Genomic DNA, 16,509 nt, shown 5'->3' on the forward strand with positions numbered 1-16,509 from the left:
CGGTGCAATGGCCTGAAATGCCTAATCAATCACCCGAATCGAAATATGTAGCCTAATAGTTCATTGCGTTTCAGCCGTGTTTAGGCAACATGCGCGGGGTATTCGGGCTGGTCCTATGGATGCCGCGCGAAGTAGGAAGCCCTCCGGTGTGACCAAATGGCAAGTGGGGCGTTGTGTAGTGAACTTTGGGAAAATCGCGCCTGCATGCAGATGAAAGAGCCAATCGTCGAGTCGCCGCCGGAACGCCCGTTCCGCCTGCAGTCGGATTTGCCCAAGTGGGGCTATCGTTGGCTGCTGCTCGGCATGTGGTGGCTGCTGGTCGGCCTGGCGGCGAGCCCGGTCGGCAACAAGGTGTGGAACCCGGGCAAGCCGTATCACGACAGCCTGCTGGTGCTGTTCATGGCGCCGGCGCTGTGGTGGGTGTTGAAGCGGCACCGCGCGTTCGGCCAGCGCATCGCGCAAAGCGTGGATGTCTGGCTGCTGCTGGTCTTCCTGGCCTGGTCGAGCGTGTCGTCGCTGTGGGCCAACTACGGGCATATCGGCGATAACCTGTTCGTCGCCGTTTATGTGCTGCTGTTCGTGCTGACCTGGGCGGCGGTGGCCGCCGGCAATCCGCAGTGGTTCCGCCATCTGCTGTTCTGGGGCGCGGTGGGCCTGGCCCTGAGCGCGCTCGGGGCGGAAGTGACCTTTCCGTGGCGCATCCTGCATACCAACATGTGGCAGGAACAGGGGCGCCTGGTTTCCTTCGGCTCGCTCGACAATCCGAACCTGGCCGGCTTCGCCTATGGCGCGGCCATCGTCTGGCTGGCGCAGACCACGGTGCGCGGGCGCTGGATGCACGCGCTGCAGATCGTATCGCTGCTGATGCTGGCGATTTTCGTGGTGACCACCTACAGCCGCGCGGCATGGCTGGCGGTGCTGGCAGCGCAGATATGCATGCTGCTGACGGCCCGGCACGGTCACGTCAAGCTGCGCGCACTGGTCATCCTGGCGATCGCAGCGCTGGCCATCGGGCTGGGCGGCTGGCATTACGTGGAGCAGCGCGGCATGTCGTACCGGCCGCAGATCTTCCAGCAGGCGTGGGACCTGATCCGGGCGCATCCCTGGCACGGGCTCGGCATGGGCAGTCACTACGAGATCCAGATCGGCGATCTGAACTGGTCGCACAGCCACAATGCCTTCACGCATAACGCCATCATGCTCGGCCTGCCGGGTGGCCTGTTGTGGGTGGCGATGTGGCTGATCGTGGGCTGGCGCGGCTGGCTGTTCCGGCACATCGGCACCGGTCGCTGCCTGCTGGCGCTGTGGGTGTTTTCGACCGTGGCGTTCCAGTTCGACGCCCCGGAGCTGATGCAGAAGCCCAGCGTGGAATGGCTGATGGGCTGGCTGCCGCTGGCGATCAGCATGGGCCTGGCGTGGCGCGTGCAGAACATCCGGCACCGCCGCCGACAAGAGGTACGCGCATGAGCGCTGCGGTGAAGCCGCATAAGGTGTCGCTGATCGTGATCACCTACAACTGGCCGCAGGCGCTGAAGCAGGTCTTGCTCAGCGTCGCGGCGCAGACGCGCCTGCCCGACGAAGTGATCGTGGCCGATGACGGCTCCACCGAAGATACGCGCCAGCTGGTCGCCTCGATGGCGGCCGCCTTTCCGGTGCCGCTGCGGCATATCTGGCAGGAGGATCTGGGCTTTCGCGCCGCGCGCTGCCGCAATCGCGGCATTGCCGCCAGCCATGGCGACTACATCGTGCTGATCGATGGCGACATGGTGCTGCATCCGGCCTTCATCGCCGATCACCTGATGCTGGCCGAGCCGGGCTATTTCCTGCAGGGCGGCCGCTTCAAGACCAGCGCCCGCGAGACCGAGCGCCTGCTGGCCGACGGCCGTCCGGTATTTGCGCCATGGGCGGATGCCGACTTCCAAGTGTTCGACGGCATCCGCCGCCTTTACGCGTTCCGCGCACCGGGGCTGGCGCGCTGGAAGGCCAAGGCCCGCAATGGCGGCCGTGTGATGAGCTGCAATATGAGTTTCTGGCGCGAGGATCTATGGCGCGTCAACGGCTTCGACGAGCGCATGGAAGGCTATGGTGCGGAAGATCGCGAACTGGTCGCACGCCTGGAGAATGCCGGCTTGCGCCGCCGTCAGCTGAAATGGTGTGCGTTGGCTGCGCATCTGGAGCACAAGACGCGCGCGCAGGTCGATGTGAACGACATGAGCCTGCCCAACAACCGCGTCTACCGCGCCACCATCACCGAACGTATTACCCGCTGCGAGCTGGGTATCGATCGCCACCTGGGCGATCCGGAGCTCACCGGCTGAGTTCGGCCAGCGCACGGCCGATGCGCTGCGGGAATTCCTCGCGATTGCGTAGAAACCACGCTCTGGCGTGTTCGCCGAGCTGCTGGATCTGCGCGTCGCTCATCGCCATGGCCTGCGCGATAGCTTGCTCCATCGCGGTCTCGTCGAAGTGATAAGTCGCGGCATGTCCCATCGTGCCGCTGCGTGTGCCGGGCACCAGCAGTCCCCGCTCGGGGGTGATCATTTCATTCATAGGTGCGGTATCGGTGGCGATCACCACCGCGCCTACACCCATCGCTTCCACGATGTAGTGGCCCCAGCCCTCGGCTTCCGAGGGACAGATATGGAAGGCGTTGCTGTTCTGCAGTGCCTGCAGCGCATCCTGGCTGAGGTATTCCACGCAGTGGCGGATATTCGCCTGCGGCGCTCCCGGCTGTGCGCAGGCGGGGTTTTGCACCACCGTCAGCAGCGGCCATTCCGGATGCTTGCGCCACAAGGCGAGCAGGCGCTCGGTACCTTTGATGCGGCTGCCGCCGGCAAGATGGAAGAAAGTGCGTTCGCGCGGTAGCTGCGGCGCGTAGCAGTCATCGCTGTCGAAGCCGACATACGAGGTTGTGCAGCCCATGCTGCGGAACAGTTGCTCGGCATGCCTGGTCTTCGCCCACACCTGATCGATGCGGCGCAGATGCGCGGCATCCTTGCTGTCGAACCACTCCGGATTGGGCAGCGCGATGTTGCAGCGGGCCAGCGGCAGGTGCAGCGGCCACAGGTGCTCGAACATGATGTTGAGGTCGTAGGGCGCGTGTCCGCGCCAGCGCGCCCAGCGATGGCGCCAGTGACTGAACCACACGCGCCGCCCGCGTCCATGCCGCCAGCGCTGCTGTTCGTCCTGCTCACCCAGCGGCGTGATGTGCACGCTGCAGCCATTGGCCTTCAGCGCCTCGGTCAGCAATGCGGCATCGCGCGACAGACCCAGGCCGTTGTCGCGCACGACCAGGTTGACGCTTGGCGGGGTGCGGATCATCGCGTCGCTTGTTTGTGCGGGACGGTGGCCGCGGCGTCCGCAATGGCGGCCAGAAAGCGCTGCCGGAAGGCCTGGCGATTGCTCTCGTACCATGTGCGCGCCGCTTGTCCGAGTGCTTCCTGCTCATCGATCGGCATCGCGATGCAGCGTTCGATCGCCGCCCGCATGGCGTCGAGATCGAAATCGTAGAGCGTGGCCAGTTCCTGCGTGCCGGCCGCGTGTGCGGCGACCAGTACGCCGCGTTGGGCCGTGACCAGTTCGTTCATCGGCTCGGCATCGGTGGTGAGGGTGACGCAGCCGGTGCTCAGGCTTTCCGCCAGCGAGTGACCATAGCCCTCGGTCTGCGACGGGCACAGGTGGAACCTGTTCGCGTTGTGCAGGCGCTGCAGTTCGGCCTCGGGCAGAAATTCGCGGATCAGGGTCACATTGGCCGGTGGTTCGGCCAGTTCCACGCGCTTGCGCCGCCATACCACGGTGAGCTGCGGCCACTCCGGATGCTGCGCCCACAGATCCAGCAAGGGCTGCGTGCCCTTGTTGCCACTGCGGCCCGGGGCGTGGAAGAACGTCGGCTGCCGCTTTACACGGGTGTTCTGGCAATCGATGCCGGTGAAGCCGATCGGTATCACGCGGCAGCCGAGCTTGCCGAAAATCGCTTCGGCGTGACGCGTCTTGGCCAAGATCAGATCGATCTGCGGCAGCTCCGGCAGCCATTCGGCGCGGAACCATTCCGGATTGGGAATCAGGATATTGATGTGCGCCTGGTCGAAAGATTCCGATCGCACATGCTCAAGCATGATGTTGATGTCGTAGCGCGCATTGAGCTCGCCGTGGAACCAGCCGCGCAACAGGCGGCGCAGGCGCGCATGCAGGCGGCGCAGGCGATTGCTGAGCCGGCTGCGATGGCCCAGGCCGGTGATCGTCACATCGTGGCCGCCCTCGCGCAGCAGGGCGGCAAGCAGGTGCATGTCGCGGCTGAGGCCGGCACCGTTGTCGCGTGCAATAAGGTTGATATTGCTCATGGCTGCCAGGTGGTCGGCGGAAGGGGCGGCTGCGGATTATTCACCAGTATCTTCGTCCGTGCTGGCCGGCGGCGGGGTGCATCCGGGCACGACCGCGTCGGCTTTGAACAGCCACCAGTCGCGGCGGTTGGCATGGCCTATGTTGATGGCCTTGCTGCGTTCCACACAGCGTCCCATCGACGGCGCCTCGGCGAAGATCCAACGCGTGGCTGGCGCCGCGGCCTGCCATTGCACGGCCTGGGCAAACTGGTCCGAGGTGGCGGCGCTGAAACCGAAGTCGACTGCAGGGCGGTCGAGCATCAGCATGTTCTGTTCTTTCCAGTCGACCAGGGCGATCTCGTCCTGTGGCGCCAGATGCGCGCGCACGTTCGCCATCAGGTCGGCGGCCGAACTGCTGCCGTTGAGCAGCGGATAGGCCCACAAGCCCCACACCGCCCACAACACCAGCATGCCGCCGGCGACAGCGAGGTGAACCCGCCGGCGGAACCACGCCAGCAACAGCCACTGCGCAGCGCCGATTACGATGCACATCCACCACAGGCTGCCGACCGGGCCGTCGAAGCCGCGTTCGTAGGCAAGCCTGGCGGTGAAAGCGGGATGGGCAAGCAAGGCATAGCCGCCCAGCCCCAGCATGGCGCCGCCGACAATCAGCAGGAAGGCGATGCACAGCGCGCGCAACCAGCGAGTGGACAGCATCGCTTCCAGATACGGCGCGGTGATCAGTGCCAGCATCGGCACGATCGGCAGGACGTATACATCGCGCTTGCCGGCCGAGGCGCTGAAAAACAGCAGCACCAGCACGATCCAGCCCAGCGGCAGCAGGATCCGCGCATCTTTCGCTTTCAGCGCCTGCCACCAGCGCACCACGCTGCCTGGATAGGTCAGCGACAGCGGCAGCCAGTTGTAGAGCATGATCGGCAAGTAATAGAACGCCGAATGGATGTGGTGCCAGGCGTGCGCGTAGCGTCCGGCGGTCTGATGGAACAGGATGTTGTTGACGTAGGCGGCGTAGCGCGGATTGTCAGCGTGCATGCGCGCGGCCAGCAGCATCGGCAACAGCCACAGACCGATCGCCGCCAGCGTGGCTGCCAGCCCCAGCAGCCAGCGCCACCATGCGCCCGGCGCCATCTTGGCGACGCCGTCCCAGCGTCGCACGGCAGCCCACAGGTAAGGCAGCAGCATGAACAGGGCGAGGAAGCCCACACCCTTGGTGATCACGCCCAAGCCTGCGCAAAAACACCCGAACCAGTACATGCGCCAGTTCGGTCCGCATAGCAGATGCCGCAGCAGGCCCCAGTTCGCCGCCGTAATCCAGAACACCACCAGCGGATCGATCTGCGCGCGCTTGGCCTGGAAGACGAACTGGATGCACATCAGCGTGGCGATCGCTGCGTACGTGCCGACCTTGCGATCCCACAGCCGCCGCCCGAGGTCGTAGACCAGCAGCAGGCAGCCCAGCGCCGACAGAAACGAAGGCAGCATGAAGGCAATGCGCCAGTTGCGCACGAGCTCGAAGCTGGCCGCTTCCAGCCACATCAGCATCGGAGGTTTGTCGGCGTAGAGCTCCACGCCGCGATGCGGGAACAGCCAGTCGCCGTTTTCCACCATCTGCTTGGCGGCGAGGGTGAAGCGCGGTTCGTCCGAGGGCCATGGGTTGCGCAGGCCGATGCCCAGGCCGAGCATCAGGATTGCGAACAGCAGCATCAGCCAGAACCGGCGGCGCTCTTGCGGGGTGGCGTGGGTGATCGCATGCATAGGCGCGGCGTTCTTACTTCCGCTCGCCGGTAGGGAGCAGGTTGGAGTGAAGGGCGGCATTGGCCGGAGGCTGCATGATTGCCTTGAATGCTTTTGACGGGCTTATCGAGATAGCGGCTTGTCGCAAGACCGGCCCCTCGCCTTGCCCGCGCCCCGGCGGGAGCGAGAACAAAGAGCTTTAGCGCCGCTCGAACGCGGCATAGTACATGCCGTCGAGATCGCCATCGCCGGGCAGGATCTGCCAGCCGCTGACGGCGGCCTGCCCGACCGGCAACTGCAGCGGCACGGCCTGCGCATCGTCGCGGCCGGCAAAGAAGCCTTGCACGACCGCCTCGTTCTCGGCCCGCAGCAGCGAGCAGGTGATGTAGACCAGCCGTCCGCCCGGCGCGAGCAGCGGCCACAGTGCGGCCAGAATGCGCTGCTGCTGCGCAGCCAGCGCATCGATATCGCTGGCGCGCCGGTGCAGGCGCACATCCGGGCGCCGGCGCAGCACGCCGGTGGCCGAGCAGGGCGCATCGATCAGGATGCGGTCGAAGGCTTGCCCGTCCCACCAGGCAGAGGGATCGCCGGCGTCGCCCACGCAGACCTCGGCCTGCAATCCCAGGCGCTCCAGGTTTTGTCGGATGCGGGTGGCGCGGCTGGCGTCGAATTCCACCGCGGTAAGTGCGAGATCCGCGCGCTCCAGCAGATGGCAGGCCTTGCCGCCCGGCGCTGCACAGGCATCGAGCACGCGCTGGCCGTTGCGCACTTGCGCGATCTCGGCGGCAACTTGGGCGGCGCCGTCCTGCACGGCGAACAGGCCCTGGGCGAAACCCGGCATGCGAGTGACATCGCTGCTGTGCGGCAGCACGATGCCGTCGGCGAGCCACGCATGCGGGTCAGCCGTGTAGCCTTCCGCGCGCAGTTGCTGCACCAGCGCATCGCGTTCGATCCGGCGACGATTCGCACGCAGCATCAGCGGCGGTTCGCGATTGCTGTCGGCGAGCACGGCCTCGTGCTGGGCCGGCCAGTCGCCGGCAATCGCCTTGGCCAGCCATGGCGGCATGGCGTAACGCGTCTGCGGCGCGGCATCGAGGGCGGCCAGCAGCGTCTCGCGCTCGCGCTGCCAGCGGCGCAGCACGGCATTGACAAGGCCGGCCAGGCGCGGGCGCTGCAGTGCACGGGTGGCTTCCACCGTGGCGGCCACTGCGGCGTAATCCTGCAGCTGCAGGATTTCCAGCTGCACCAGGCCCAACACCAGCAGCGCGTGTACTTCGGGTTCCTTGCTGCGCAAGGATTTGTCCAGCAGACGATCGAGTGCTGCATCGAAGCGCAACCACCAGCGCGCACCATCGCTGAGCAGCGCCATCAGCAGGGCGCGATCGCGCGGATCGCGCAGCAGCGGAGCCTTGCGGTCCATCGCCTCGCGCAGCGATTTGCCGCGCAGGGCGACATCCGCCAACGCCTGCGCGGCGAGTGCGCGGGTATCGTTCATCGCGCGCCGCGCAGTTCGGGACGCGCGTTGAGATAGTCGGCGGCGGTGATGCGCTTGCCGCCGGCGCGCTGCAGCGCGGTGACGCGCAATACGCCGTCGATGCAGGCGATATCGATGCCGTCGCGGCGTGCCTCCACCACCGTGCCGGGATGGGCGGACAGATCCTGCGTTACCGCATGTGCGGCCCAGATGCGCACGTTTTCGCCAGCGATTTCACCCTCGGCCACCGGCCAGGGATCGAAGGCGCGCACCTGATGTTCCAGCGCCAGCCCCGGCTTGTTGAAATCGAGCTTCGCCTCGGCCTTTTCCAGCTTGTGCGCATACAGCACACCTTGCCCGGACTGCGGCTGCGACGGCAGCGTTTCGCCGGCCAGGGTGCGGCACAAGCCTTCCATCAGCACATCCGCGCCGAGCAAGGCCAGGCGATTGTGCAAGGTGCCGCCGGTGTCGCTGTGCTGGATTTCCGTGCGGCGTTCAAGCAGCACCGGGCCGGTGTCGAGGCCGGCTTCCATCTGCATCAGATCAACCCCGGTTGCGGTATCGCCGGCGAGGATCGCGCGCTGGATCGGCGCGGCCCCGCGCCAGCGCGGCAGCAGGCTGGCATGCACGTTCCAGCAGCCCAGCCGCGGAAGGGCCAACACCTTGGGCGAGAGGATCAGGCCGTAGGCCACCACCACCATCAGGTCGGGCCGATAGGCCGCCAGGGTCTGGCGTGCTTCCACCGTTTTCAGGCTTTGCGGTTGCTCTACCGGAATGCCGGCCGCCAGCGCCGCTTCTTTTACCGGGCTGGGGGTGAGTTTGCGGCCGCGCCCGGCGGGCCGGTCCGGCTGCGTATACACCGCGACCACTTCGGCACCGCTGCTGCGGCAGGCTTCAAGGCAGGGAACGGAAAACTCCGGCGTGCCGGCGAAAACAATACGCAGGCTCACGCGTTGGCGGCCTGCTTGCGCTGCTTTTCCATGCGCTTGAGCAGGATCGAACGCTTCAGCGGCGACAGGTAGTCGACGAACACCTTGCCGGCCAGATGATCCATCTCGTGCTGGATGCACACCGCCAGCGGGCCTTCCACTTCCAGCTCGAAGGTTTTGCCTTCAACGTCTTGCGCGCGCACCTTCACTTTCAGGGCGCGGGTGACGTCGGCATAGATGCCGGGGAAGGACAGGCAGCCTTCCTGGTACACCTGGGTGCCGTCCTTTTCCAGGATCTGGGCATTGATCAGGGCCAGCGGCTGGTTGCGCTCCTCGCTCATGTCCGCCACCAGCACGCGCTTGTGCACGTTGACCTGGGTGGCGGCCAGGCCGACACCGTTGGCGGCGTACATCGTCTCGAACATGTCATCGACGAACTGCTTCAATGGGGCATCGAAGACCGTGACCGGCTCGGCCTTGGTACGCAGCCGCGGATCGGGGAATTCAAGAATGGTCAATACGGACATGGGGCTCACCTCGGGCGCCAGATTTGCGGGCGAATTGGTAAAAAGCCAGCCCGGGCGCGGTCTAGAATGTGCTTATTGTACGTGGTTCAACATGTTGTCGGCGCACGTTTTTGCCAACTGGGCACGTGTTGCTTGGGTTAACGGTTCGGTTACACTCGGCCGAGCATCGGGGGCAAGGGGGATTCCCGTTTATGATTAGAAAGTCCATTGGGCTGCTGGCCAGCATGCTGGTCACAGTGGCCGTTTATGCGGCCGGTACCCAGCTTCGCGCCGATCACCCCGACAGCTACACCGTGCGTCGCGGCGATACCCTGTGGGGCATTTCCGCGCGCTTCCTTTCCAAGCCCTGGCTGTGGCCGGAAATCTGGCAGGCCAACCCGCAGGTGCGCAATCCGCATCTGATCTACCCGGGCGACGTGCTGGACCTGTCCTTCATCAACGGCGGCCCGTCGCTGCGGCTGGAGCCGGCCATTCACCGTGAAGGCGAGGCGATTCCGGCCATCCCGGTCGAACAGCTGAAGCCGTTCCTGCGCGATTCGCGCGTGGTCGATCCGGATGACGTGAAAAACGCGCCGTACGTGATGGGCTTCGAGGAAGGCGATATCACCGGCACTTCCGGCCGCAACCTGTACGTGCGCAACCTCAAGGCGGTGCCCGGCCAGCGCTGGGCGATCGTGCGCCCCACCCATGTGTTCCGCACCTACGGTGGCTCGGAAGACCAGGAAAGCGACGAGATGGCGGCCAACCTGGTCGACAGCGACGTCGCCACCGCCAGCACGCCGTGGAATGAGGAGTGGACCACCGATCTGGGCAACGTCACCCCCAACCACACGTTCCGCGGCAAGACTCTGGCCATGGAAGTGGAAGTGATCGGCCAGGCCGAAGTGCTGCGCGACGGCGATCCCTCGACCCTGCTGCTGCTCAGCTCGATCATGGAAGTTCGCGCCGGCGATCGCCTGATGCCGGTCGACGACAACCCGTACGACCCGTACTACTACCCGCATCCGCCCAAGACCCTGCCGGCTGACGGACGCGTGATTGCCTTCTCGCACGAGCGCATGACCCAGGTCGGTCCGAACGACGTGGTGGTGCTTTCGGTGGGCTCGAAGGACGGCGTCGACAACGGCACCACCTTCTCGCTGTGGCAGCCGGGCGAACAGGTCCACGACGACGTGGCGCACGATGTCTGGAACCGCCACGCCTTCAAGCCGGTGACCTTGCCGGATGAATACGTCGGCCACGTGATGATCTTCCGCACCTTCGACCGCGTCAGCTACGGCATCGTGATGGACGGCCTCAAGCCGGTGAAGGTCGGCGCCAGGGCGAAGATGCCCGAGTAAGGCCGCTTCACGAGCACCGGGCTGGCCCCAGGTTGCGACAAAACCCACAGCACGGCGCGGCAAACCCGCGCCGTGACTGTTTTGGGGCTCGCTTAGACTCGCGGCATGAATGAACACGAATCATGGCGGGACTGGCTGGTTGTCCTGCGTACGCCGGGCATCGGCCCAGGCGGCCTAAGAGAGCGCCTGGGCGCGGCGCGGGGGCAGATCGGCCAGGTACTTGCCCAGCTGCGGCGCCACGCCGCGACGCTCGATCTGGAGGCCCAGGCATGGCTGCGCCAGCCGGACGAGGCACGCCTTGCCGCCGACCTGGCCTGGCTGGCCGAACCAGGGCATCGGCTGCTGTGCTGTACGGAGGCGGATTTTCCGCCCCAGCTGGAAACCATCCCCCAGCCACCGGCCGCCCTGTTCCTCAGCGGCGACGCCAGTCTGCTGCTGCGACCGCAGGTGGCCATCGTGGGTGCGCGCAGCGCCAGCGGTGCCGGCCGCGAGACGGCGCGCCTATTTGCCAGGCAGCTGGCCCATGCCGGCTTTGTCGTCACCAGCGGCCTGGCCGAGGGCATCGACGCGGCCTCGCACGAGGCCGCATTGGCTGCGGGGCAGCCAACCGTGGCGGTGATCGGCACCGGGCCGGACTTGGTCTATCCGCGCAAGCACCGCGGGCTGTCGGCGCAGGTGGCGGCCCAGGGCGTACTGGTCAGCGAATTTCCGCCCGGCACGGCCGCCCGTGCCGACCACTTTCCGCGCCGTAACCGCATCATTGCGGGGCTATCGCTCGGCACCCTGGTGGTGGAGGCCGGCCTGCACTCCGGCTCGCTGATCACTGCCCGTCTGGCGGCCGAGCAGGGGCGGGAGGTATTCGCGGTGCCCGGTTCCATACATAATCCGCTCGCCCGCGGCTGCCACCGCCTGATCCGGGATGGTGCGCGGCTGGTCGAAAGCGCAGCCGAAATCATCGAAACCCTGGTTCCCGCGGCACGGGCGCTTGGCGCCGAGCTGGCCCTGCGCCTGGAGCAGGTGCCGGCGGCCGGTGACCGGACGACGACGAGCGGTTGGCGTGGCGACCCGCAATACCGGCAATTGCTGGAGGCGCTGGGTCACGATCCGGCGGCTCTGGACGAACTGGCCGAACGCACCGGGCAAACTGCCGCCGCGCTGTCATCCATGCTGCTCATGCTGGAGCTGGAAGGTTGTGTCGAAGGCCTGCCAGGCGGCCGCTACCAACGCTTGCCGGGTGTCTGAACGCATTGCATGGAGCGTGCTTTGACAAGGCTCAGCTTGACAGTCGCCGAGCCGGCATGCTTCCAACTATATATAGAGCGGCCTCCTCCATACGGTCGCGAACGCAACACCTGGAACCCCACGCCACATGGCAAAAAACCTGCTTATCGTCGAATCGCCGGCCAAGGCCAAGACGATCAACAAATATCTCGGCAAGGACTTTCAGGTCCTGGCTTCCTATGGCCACGTGCGCGATCTGAAGCCCAAAGAGGGCGCGGTCGATACCGAGCACGACTTCGCCATGAAGTACGAAGTGATCGAGCGCAACGAGAAACACGTCGATGCGATCGCCAAGGCGGCCAAGGTGGCCGACGACATCTACCTCGCCACCGACTTGGATCGCGAGGGTGAAGCGATCAGCTGGCACATCAGCGAGATCCTCAAGGAGCGCGGGCTGGCCAAGGGCAAGCAGATGCACCGCGTGGTGTTCTCGGAAATCACGCCCAAGGCAATCAAGGCCGCGGTAGCCGCGCCGCGTATGTTGTCGCACGACCTGGTCGATGCGCAGCAGGCGCGCCGCGCGCTCGACTACCTGGTCGGTTTCAATCTTTCGCCGGTGCTGTGGCGCAAGGTGCAGCGTGGCCTGTCCGCCGGCCGCGTGCAGAGTCCGGCGCTGCGCATGATCGTGGAGCGCGAAGAAGAGATCGAAGCCTTCGTCGCCCGCGAGTACTGGACGGTAGAGGCGCAGCTCAAGCATCACGAAGGCGATTTCAGCGCGCGCCTGACCAAGCTCAACGGCAAGAAATTCGAGCAGTTCGACCTCACCAACGAGGCCGACGCTCTGGCCGCCCGCGACGCGCTGAAGGAAGCCGCCCGCGGGCAGCTCACCGTCAGCGAGGTCGGCAGCAAGGAGCGCAAGCGTCGTCCCGCGCCGCCGTTCACCACCTCGACCCTGCAGCAGGAAGCCGCGCGCAAGCTGGGCTTCGGCACCAGTCGCACGATGAAGGTTGCGCAGGGGCTTTACGAAGGCGTCGGCCTCGGCAGCGAGGGCAATGTCGGCCTGATCACCTACATGCGTACCGACTCCACCGCGCTGTCCGAGGATGCCGTGGGCGAGCTGCGCCAGCTGATCGGCCGCGACTACGGTAACAAGGCGCTGCCGGATCAGCCGCAGGTGTATCGCACCAAGTCCAAGAACGCGCAGGAAGCGCACGAAGCGATCCGTCCCACCTCGGCCATGCGCACGCCGCGCGAGGTTGCGCAATTCCTCAACGACGAGCAGCGCAAGCTGTACGAGTTGATCTGGAAGCGCACCGTCGCCTGCCAGATGATCCACGCCACCATGAACACGGTGTCGGCGGATTTCGACGTCAAGCATGTCAAAGGCGGCGACGCTGCCTTCCGCGCCACCGGTACCACGGTCGTCGATCCCGGCTTTCTGGCCGTGTACGAAGAAGGCCGCGACCAGAAGACTGCCGAGGACGACGATGAAGGCCGCCGGCTGCCGCGGCTGGAAAAGGGCGAGCAGGTGCCGCTGCAGGACATCCTCGCCGATCAGCATTTCACCGAACCGCCGCCGCGCTATTCCGAAGCCAGCCTGGTGAAGGCGCTGGAGGAATACGGCATCGGTCGTCCGTCCACCTACGCCAGCATCATCCAGGTGCTGCAGAACCGCGAATACGTGCTGCTGGACAACCGGCGCTTCCGTCCCACCGACGTGGGCCGCGCGGTAAGCAAATTCCTGACCCAGCACTTCACCCAGTACGTCGATTACGACTTCACCGCCAAGCTCGAAGACGAGCTCGACGCGGTGAGCCGCGGCGAAGAAGCCTGGGTGCCGCTGATGCAGCGCTTCTGGCAGCCGTTCAAGCAGCAGGTGGAAGAGAAAACCGAATCGGTCGACCGCAGCGAAGCCACCGGTGCGCGCGAGCTGGGTGCCGATCCGAAATCCGGCAAGCCGGTATCGGTGCGCCTGGGCCGCTATGGGCCGTATGCGCAGATCGGCGACAAGGACGTGGACGAGAAACTGCAGTTCGCCTCGTTGCGCCCGGGCCAGAGCATGCACACGATCACGCTGGACGAGGCGATCGAGTTGTTCAAGCTGCCGCGCAAGCTCGGCCAGGCCGAGAACGGCGATGAAGTGACGGTGGGCGTCGGCCGTTTCGGCCCGTTCGTGAAGCAGGGCAGCACCTATGCCTCGCTCAAGGCGGAAGACGATCCGTACACCATCGAGCTGCCGCGTGCGCTGCAGATCGTGCAGGAAAAGCTGGAGCTGATCGCCAACCGCATCATCCGCGACTTCGGCAATGGCGTGCAGATCCTCAACGGTCGCTTCGGTCCGTACATCACGGACGGCGAGAAGAATGCGCGCATCCCCAAGGATCAGGAGCCGAAGGACCTGACCGAGGCGCAGTGCATGGAGTTGCTGGCCGCGGCGCCGGTCAAGAAAGGCCGTTTCGGCAAGAAGACGGCGACCAAGAAGGCGGAGCCGGCGGCGAAGAAAGCGGCCGCCAAGAAGGCCCCGGCTAAGAAAGCCGCTGCCAAGAAAACCGCGACCAAGAAAACCGTTGCGAAGAAGACCGCCAGCAAAAAGACTGCCGTAAAGAAAGCCGCAAGCAAAAAAACCAAAGCGTGATTCGCGCAATCCACTTCCTCTCCCCGGCGGGGAGAGGGTTGGGGTGAGGAAACACCCTCGCGCCATGCTTTCATCGAAGCGGGGATCGCTTCCAGGCAAAGACCGGGGCAAGCCTTGGCCCCTCACCTCAATCCTCTCGCCGCAGAGGAGGGGAAGAAAAGCGACATGCCCGCGCTGTACACCCTCACCCAGCTACCGGACGCCGCCCAGTCGATGCACGAGGGCGGCGTTATCGCCTATCCCACCGAAGCGGTCTTTGGTCTCGGCTGCGATCCGCACAATCGCGTCGCCTTCGAGCGCATCTTCACGCTCAAGCAGCGGCCGGCCACCCAGGGTGTGCTGCTGATCGCCGCCGACTTCGCGCAGGTCGAGCGCTACGTGGACATGGCCAAGGTGCCCGCCGGCGTGCTGGCCCAGGTTCGCGCCAGTTGGCCCGGGCCGTTCACCTGGGTATTCCCACGCAGCGCCGAGGTGCCCGAATGGGTGGCTGGCACCCATCCGGGCATTGCCCTGCGGGTCAGCGCGCATGCCCCGGCGGCAGCCCTGTGCCGGGCGTTTGGCGGCGCGCTGGTGTCCACCAGCGCCAACCTGCACGGCAAGCCGCCGGCACGGGAGCTGGCGACGGTGCTCGAGTACTTCGGCGATGCGCTCGATGGCGCGGTCGATGCGCCGCTGGGCGGCGCAGCGCAGCCCACCACCATTCGTGACGCGCTGACCGGCGCTATCATCCGAACCTGAATCCTGCAGTAAAGGGACGCTGGGACGGTCGTTGCCGATTCAGCCGCAACCCTGAGGATGGGGGCCGCAGGAAATCAACCCTCGCCACGGTAGTAGCCGGCCTTCTGGCCGGAGCGAGGCGTATTGCATCGGGACAGTAACCAGGAGCGCATGGCGTGGCGATCGTCTACGACACCTATCAACGCGATGAAGCAGAGCGTCTGCTGCCGCTGCTGAAGGTGGACGATGCCCAGCGCGTGATCGCCGTGCACGAAGGCGATGTGATCACCGCCGCGCAATTCCTGGCGCATGTCGAGCGTGTTGCGGCGCTGTTGCCGGAAGCATCCGCCGCGGTCAATTTGTGCGAAGACCGCTACGCCTTCATGGTGGCCTTTTGCGCCATCGCCTTGCGCGGGCAGGCGAATCTGCTGCCGCCTTCGCGTGCGCCGCATGCGGTGGAGGAAGTGATGGCCGCGCATCCGGGCTGCCATGTCGTGGGCGACCGGCCGCTGGCGCCGGCACCCGAGCGTTATCACGCATTGCCCGAGCTTGCGCTCGATGCCGCGGTGGCGACACCGGCTGCGTGGCCGTCGATTCCGGCACTGCAGACCGCGGTGGTCGGCTACACCTCGGGCTCCACCGGTTCGCCGCGCCCCAACGCGAAAACCTGGGGCAGCCTGGACGCCAGCACGGCCGGCAATCTGCGCATGCTGCAGCAGGCGGTCGGCGAACAGTTCGCGGTGGTCGCCACGGTGCCGCCGCAGCATATCTACGGCATCGAAATGTCGGTGCTGCTGCCCTTGCTTGGCGACGTGCAGGTGCATTCCGGCCGGCCGTTTTTCCCGGCCGATATCGCCACGGCGCTGGCGCAGATGCCTGCGCCGCGCGTGCTGGTCACCACGCCGGTGCATTTGCGCGCACTGGTGGCCTCGGACATACCTCTGCCGCCCTTGGCGGCGATCTTGTCCGCCACGGCGCCGATGCCGCCGGAGCTGGCGGCGCAGGCGGAACGCTGTTTTGGCGCGCCGGTGCTGGAAGTGTTTGGTTCCACCGAAACCTGTGCCTTTGCATCCCGGCGCGTTACGGCGGACAGCCGCTGGTCGCTGTATCACGGCGTGCATCTGCACCCGCAGCCGGATGGCACGCAGATCGAGGCGCCGCAGCTGGATACACCTGCCGTACTGGCCGACATCGTCGCCCTGCACGACGATGGCCGCCGTTTCGAATTGTGCGGGCGCCACGCGGACCTGCTGGAAATCGCCGGCAAACGGGCCTCGCTCGGCGATCTCACCCGCCGCCTGCTGGCCATCCCCGGCGTGGAGGACGGCGTGGTGTTCCAGCTGGATGAGCCCGATGCCATCGGCATCCAGCGCATCGCCGCACTGGTGGTGGCGCCGGCGCTGGACGAGCAACTGATCGTGGATGCCTTGCGCGCCTCGATCGACCCGGTCTTCCTGCCGCGTCCCCTGCGCCTGGTCGCGAGCCTGCCGCGCAACGAGACCGGCAAACTGCCGCGTGCGGCCTTGCTGGATCTGTTGGCGCGCCGCACGGTGGCCTGATTGCCGTCACGGCAGCGGCTGGTTCGCTTCATG

Annotated in this window: 13 protein-coding genes; 7 read left to right on the plus strand and 6 right to left on the minus strand. The window is 66.0% G+C overall.

The features are described from left to right. The first annotated feature begins 210 nt into the window (after nt 1-210). Nucleotides 211-1,467 (plus strand): O-antigen ligase family protein, encoded by a 1,257-nt coding sequence (locus tag IGX34_RS18155; RefSeq protein ID WP_192557143.1) that lies wholly within the window; start codon nt 211-213, stop codon nt 1,465-1,467. Continuing rightward, nucleotides 1,464-2,318, plus strand: a complete 855-nt coding sequence (locus IGX34_RS18160) for a glycosyltransferase family 2 protein (protein WP_192557144.1) — start codon at nt 1,464-1,466, stop codon at nt 2,316-2,318. Before IGX34_RS18155 ends, IGX34_RS18160 begins: the two co-directional genes overlap by 4 nt. Here the strand turns inward: IGX34_RS18160 and IGX34_RS18165 are convergent. The 6 genes from IGX34_RS18165 to def form a co-directional block, all read right to left on the minus strand. Then, on the minus strand, nt 2,308-3,321 hold the full coding sequence (locus IGX34_RS18165) for a glycosyltransferase family 4 protein (protein WP_192557145.1): 1,014 nt from the start codon (nt 3,319-3,321) through the stop codon (nt 2,308-2,310). The genes IGX34_RS18160 and IGX34_RS18165 overlap by 11 nt on opposite strands. Next, nucleotides 3,318-4,340 (minus strand): glycosyltransferase, encoded by a 1,023-nt coding sequence (locus IGX34_RS18170; protein WP_192557146.1) that lies wholly within the window; start codon nt 4,338-4,340, stop codon nt 3,318-3,320. The genes IGX34_RS18165 and IGX34_RS18170 overlap by 4 nt, the downstream gene beginning before the upstream one ends. Nucleotides 4,341-4,376: 36 nt before the next feature. Then, complete coding sequence (locus tag IGX34_RS18175) at nt 4,377-6,095, minus strand: ArnT family glycosyltransferase (RefSeq protein ID WP_192557147.1); 1,719 nt, start codon at nt 6,093-6,095, stop codon at nt 4,377-4,379. Between the two features lie 178 nt (nt 6,096-6,273). Then, a complete protein-coding gene (gene rsmB / locus IGX34_RS18180) occupies nt 6,274-7,569 on the minus strand; it encodes a 16S rRNA (cytosine(967)-C(5))-methyltransferase RsmB (RefSeq protein WP_192557148.1) in 1,296 nt (431 codons plus the stop codon). Further along, entirely contained in the window at nt 7,566-8,492 is a 927-nt protein-coding gene (gene fmt / locus IGX34_RS18185) for a methionyl-tRNA formyltransferase (RefSeq protein ID WP_192557186.1), read from the minus strand. The genes rsmB and fmt overlap by 4 nt, the downstream gene beginning before the upstream one ends. A gap of 2 nt (nt 8,493-8,494) precedes the next feature. Beyond that, on the minus strand, nt 8,495-9,004 hold the full coding sequence (gene def, locus IGX34_RS18190) for a peptide deformylase (RefSeq protein ID WP_192557149.1): 510 nt from the start codon (nt 9,002-9,004) through the stop codon (nt 8,495-8,497). Between the two features lie 191 nt (nt 9,005-9,195). Between def and IGX34_RS18195 the strand changes: the two genes are divergently transcribed. The 5 genes from IGX34_RS18195 to IGX34_RS18215 all read left to right on the plus strand — a co-directional run bounded on the left by IGX34_RS18195 (nt 9,196) and on the right by IGX34_RS18215 (nt 16,476). Next, nucleotides 9,196-10,344: a LysM peptidoglycan-binding domain-containing protein gene (locus tag IGX34_RS18195; RefSeq protein WP_192557150.1), complete on the plus strand. Its 1,149-nt coding sequence runs from the start codon at nt 9,196-9,198 to the stop codon at nt 10,342-10,344. A gap of 105 nt (nt 10,345-10,449) precedes the next feature. After that, nucleotides 10,450-11,586 carry a DNA-processing protein DprA gene (gene dprA, locus IGX34_RS18200; RefSeq protein ID WP_192557151.1) on the plus strand — a complete coding sequence of 379 codons (1,137 nt, stop codon included), beginning with the start codon at nt 10,450-10,452 and terminating at the stop codon, nt 11,584-11,586. A 127-nt stretch (nt 11,587-11,713) separates the two neighbouring features. Further along, nucleotides 11,714-14,200: a DNA topoisomerase I gene (locus IGX34_RS18205; protein WP_192557152.1), complete on the plus strand. Its 2,487-nt coding sequence runs from the start codon at nt 11,714-11,716 to the stop codon at nt 14,198-14,200. Between the two features lie 165 nt (nt 14,201-14,365). Beyond that, a complete protein-coding gene (gene tsaC / locus IGX34_RS18210; RefSeq protein WP_192557153.1) occupies nt 14,366-14,938 on the plus strand; it encodes an L-threonylcarbamoyladenylate synthase type 1 TsaC in 573 nt (190 codons plus the stop codon). 155 nt (nt 14,939-15,093) lie between these two features. Further along, nucleotides 15,094-16,476 carry an AMP-binding protein gene (locus IGX34_RS18215; protein ID WP_192557154.1) on the plus strand — a complete coding sequence of 461 codons (1,383 nt, stop codon included), beginning with the start codon at nt 15,094-15,096 and terminating at the stop codon, nt 16,474-16,476. Nucleotides 16,477-16,509 lie beyond the last annotated feature (33 nt).

The sequence above is a fragment of the Dyella acidiphila genome (assembly GCF_014863405.1).
In the GTDB taxonomy this organism is placed as follows: Bacteria; Pseudomonadota; Gammaproteobacteria; order Xanthomonadales; family Rhodanobacteraceae; genus Dyella_B; species Dyella_B acidiphila.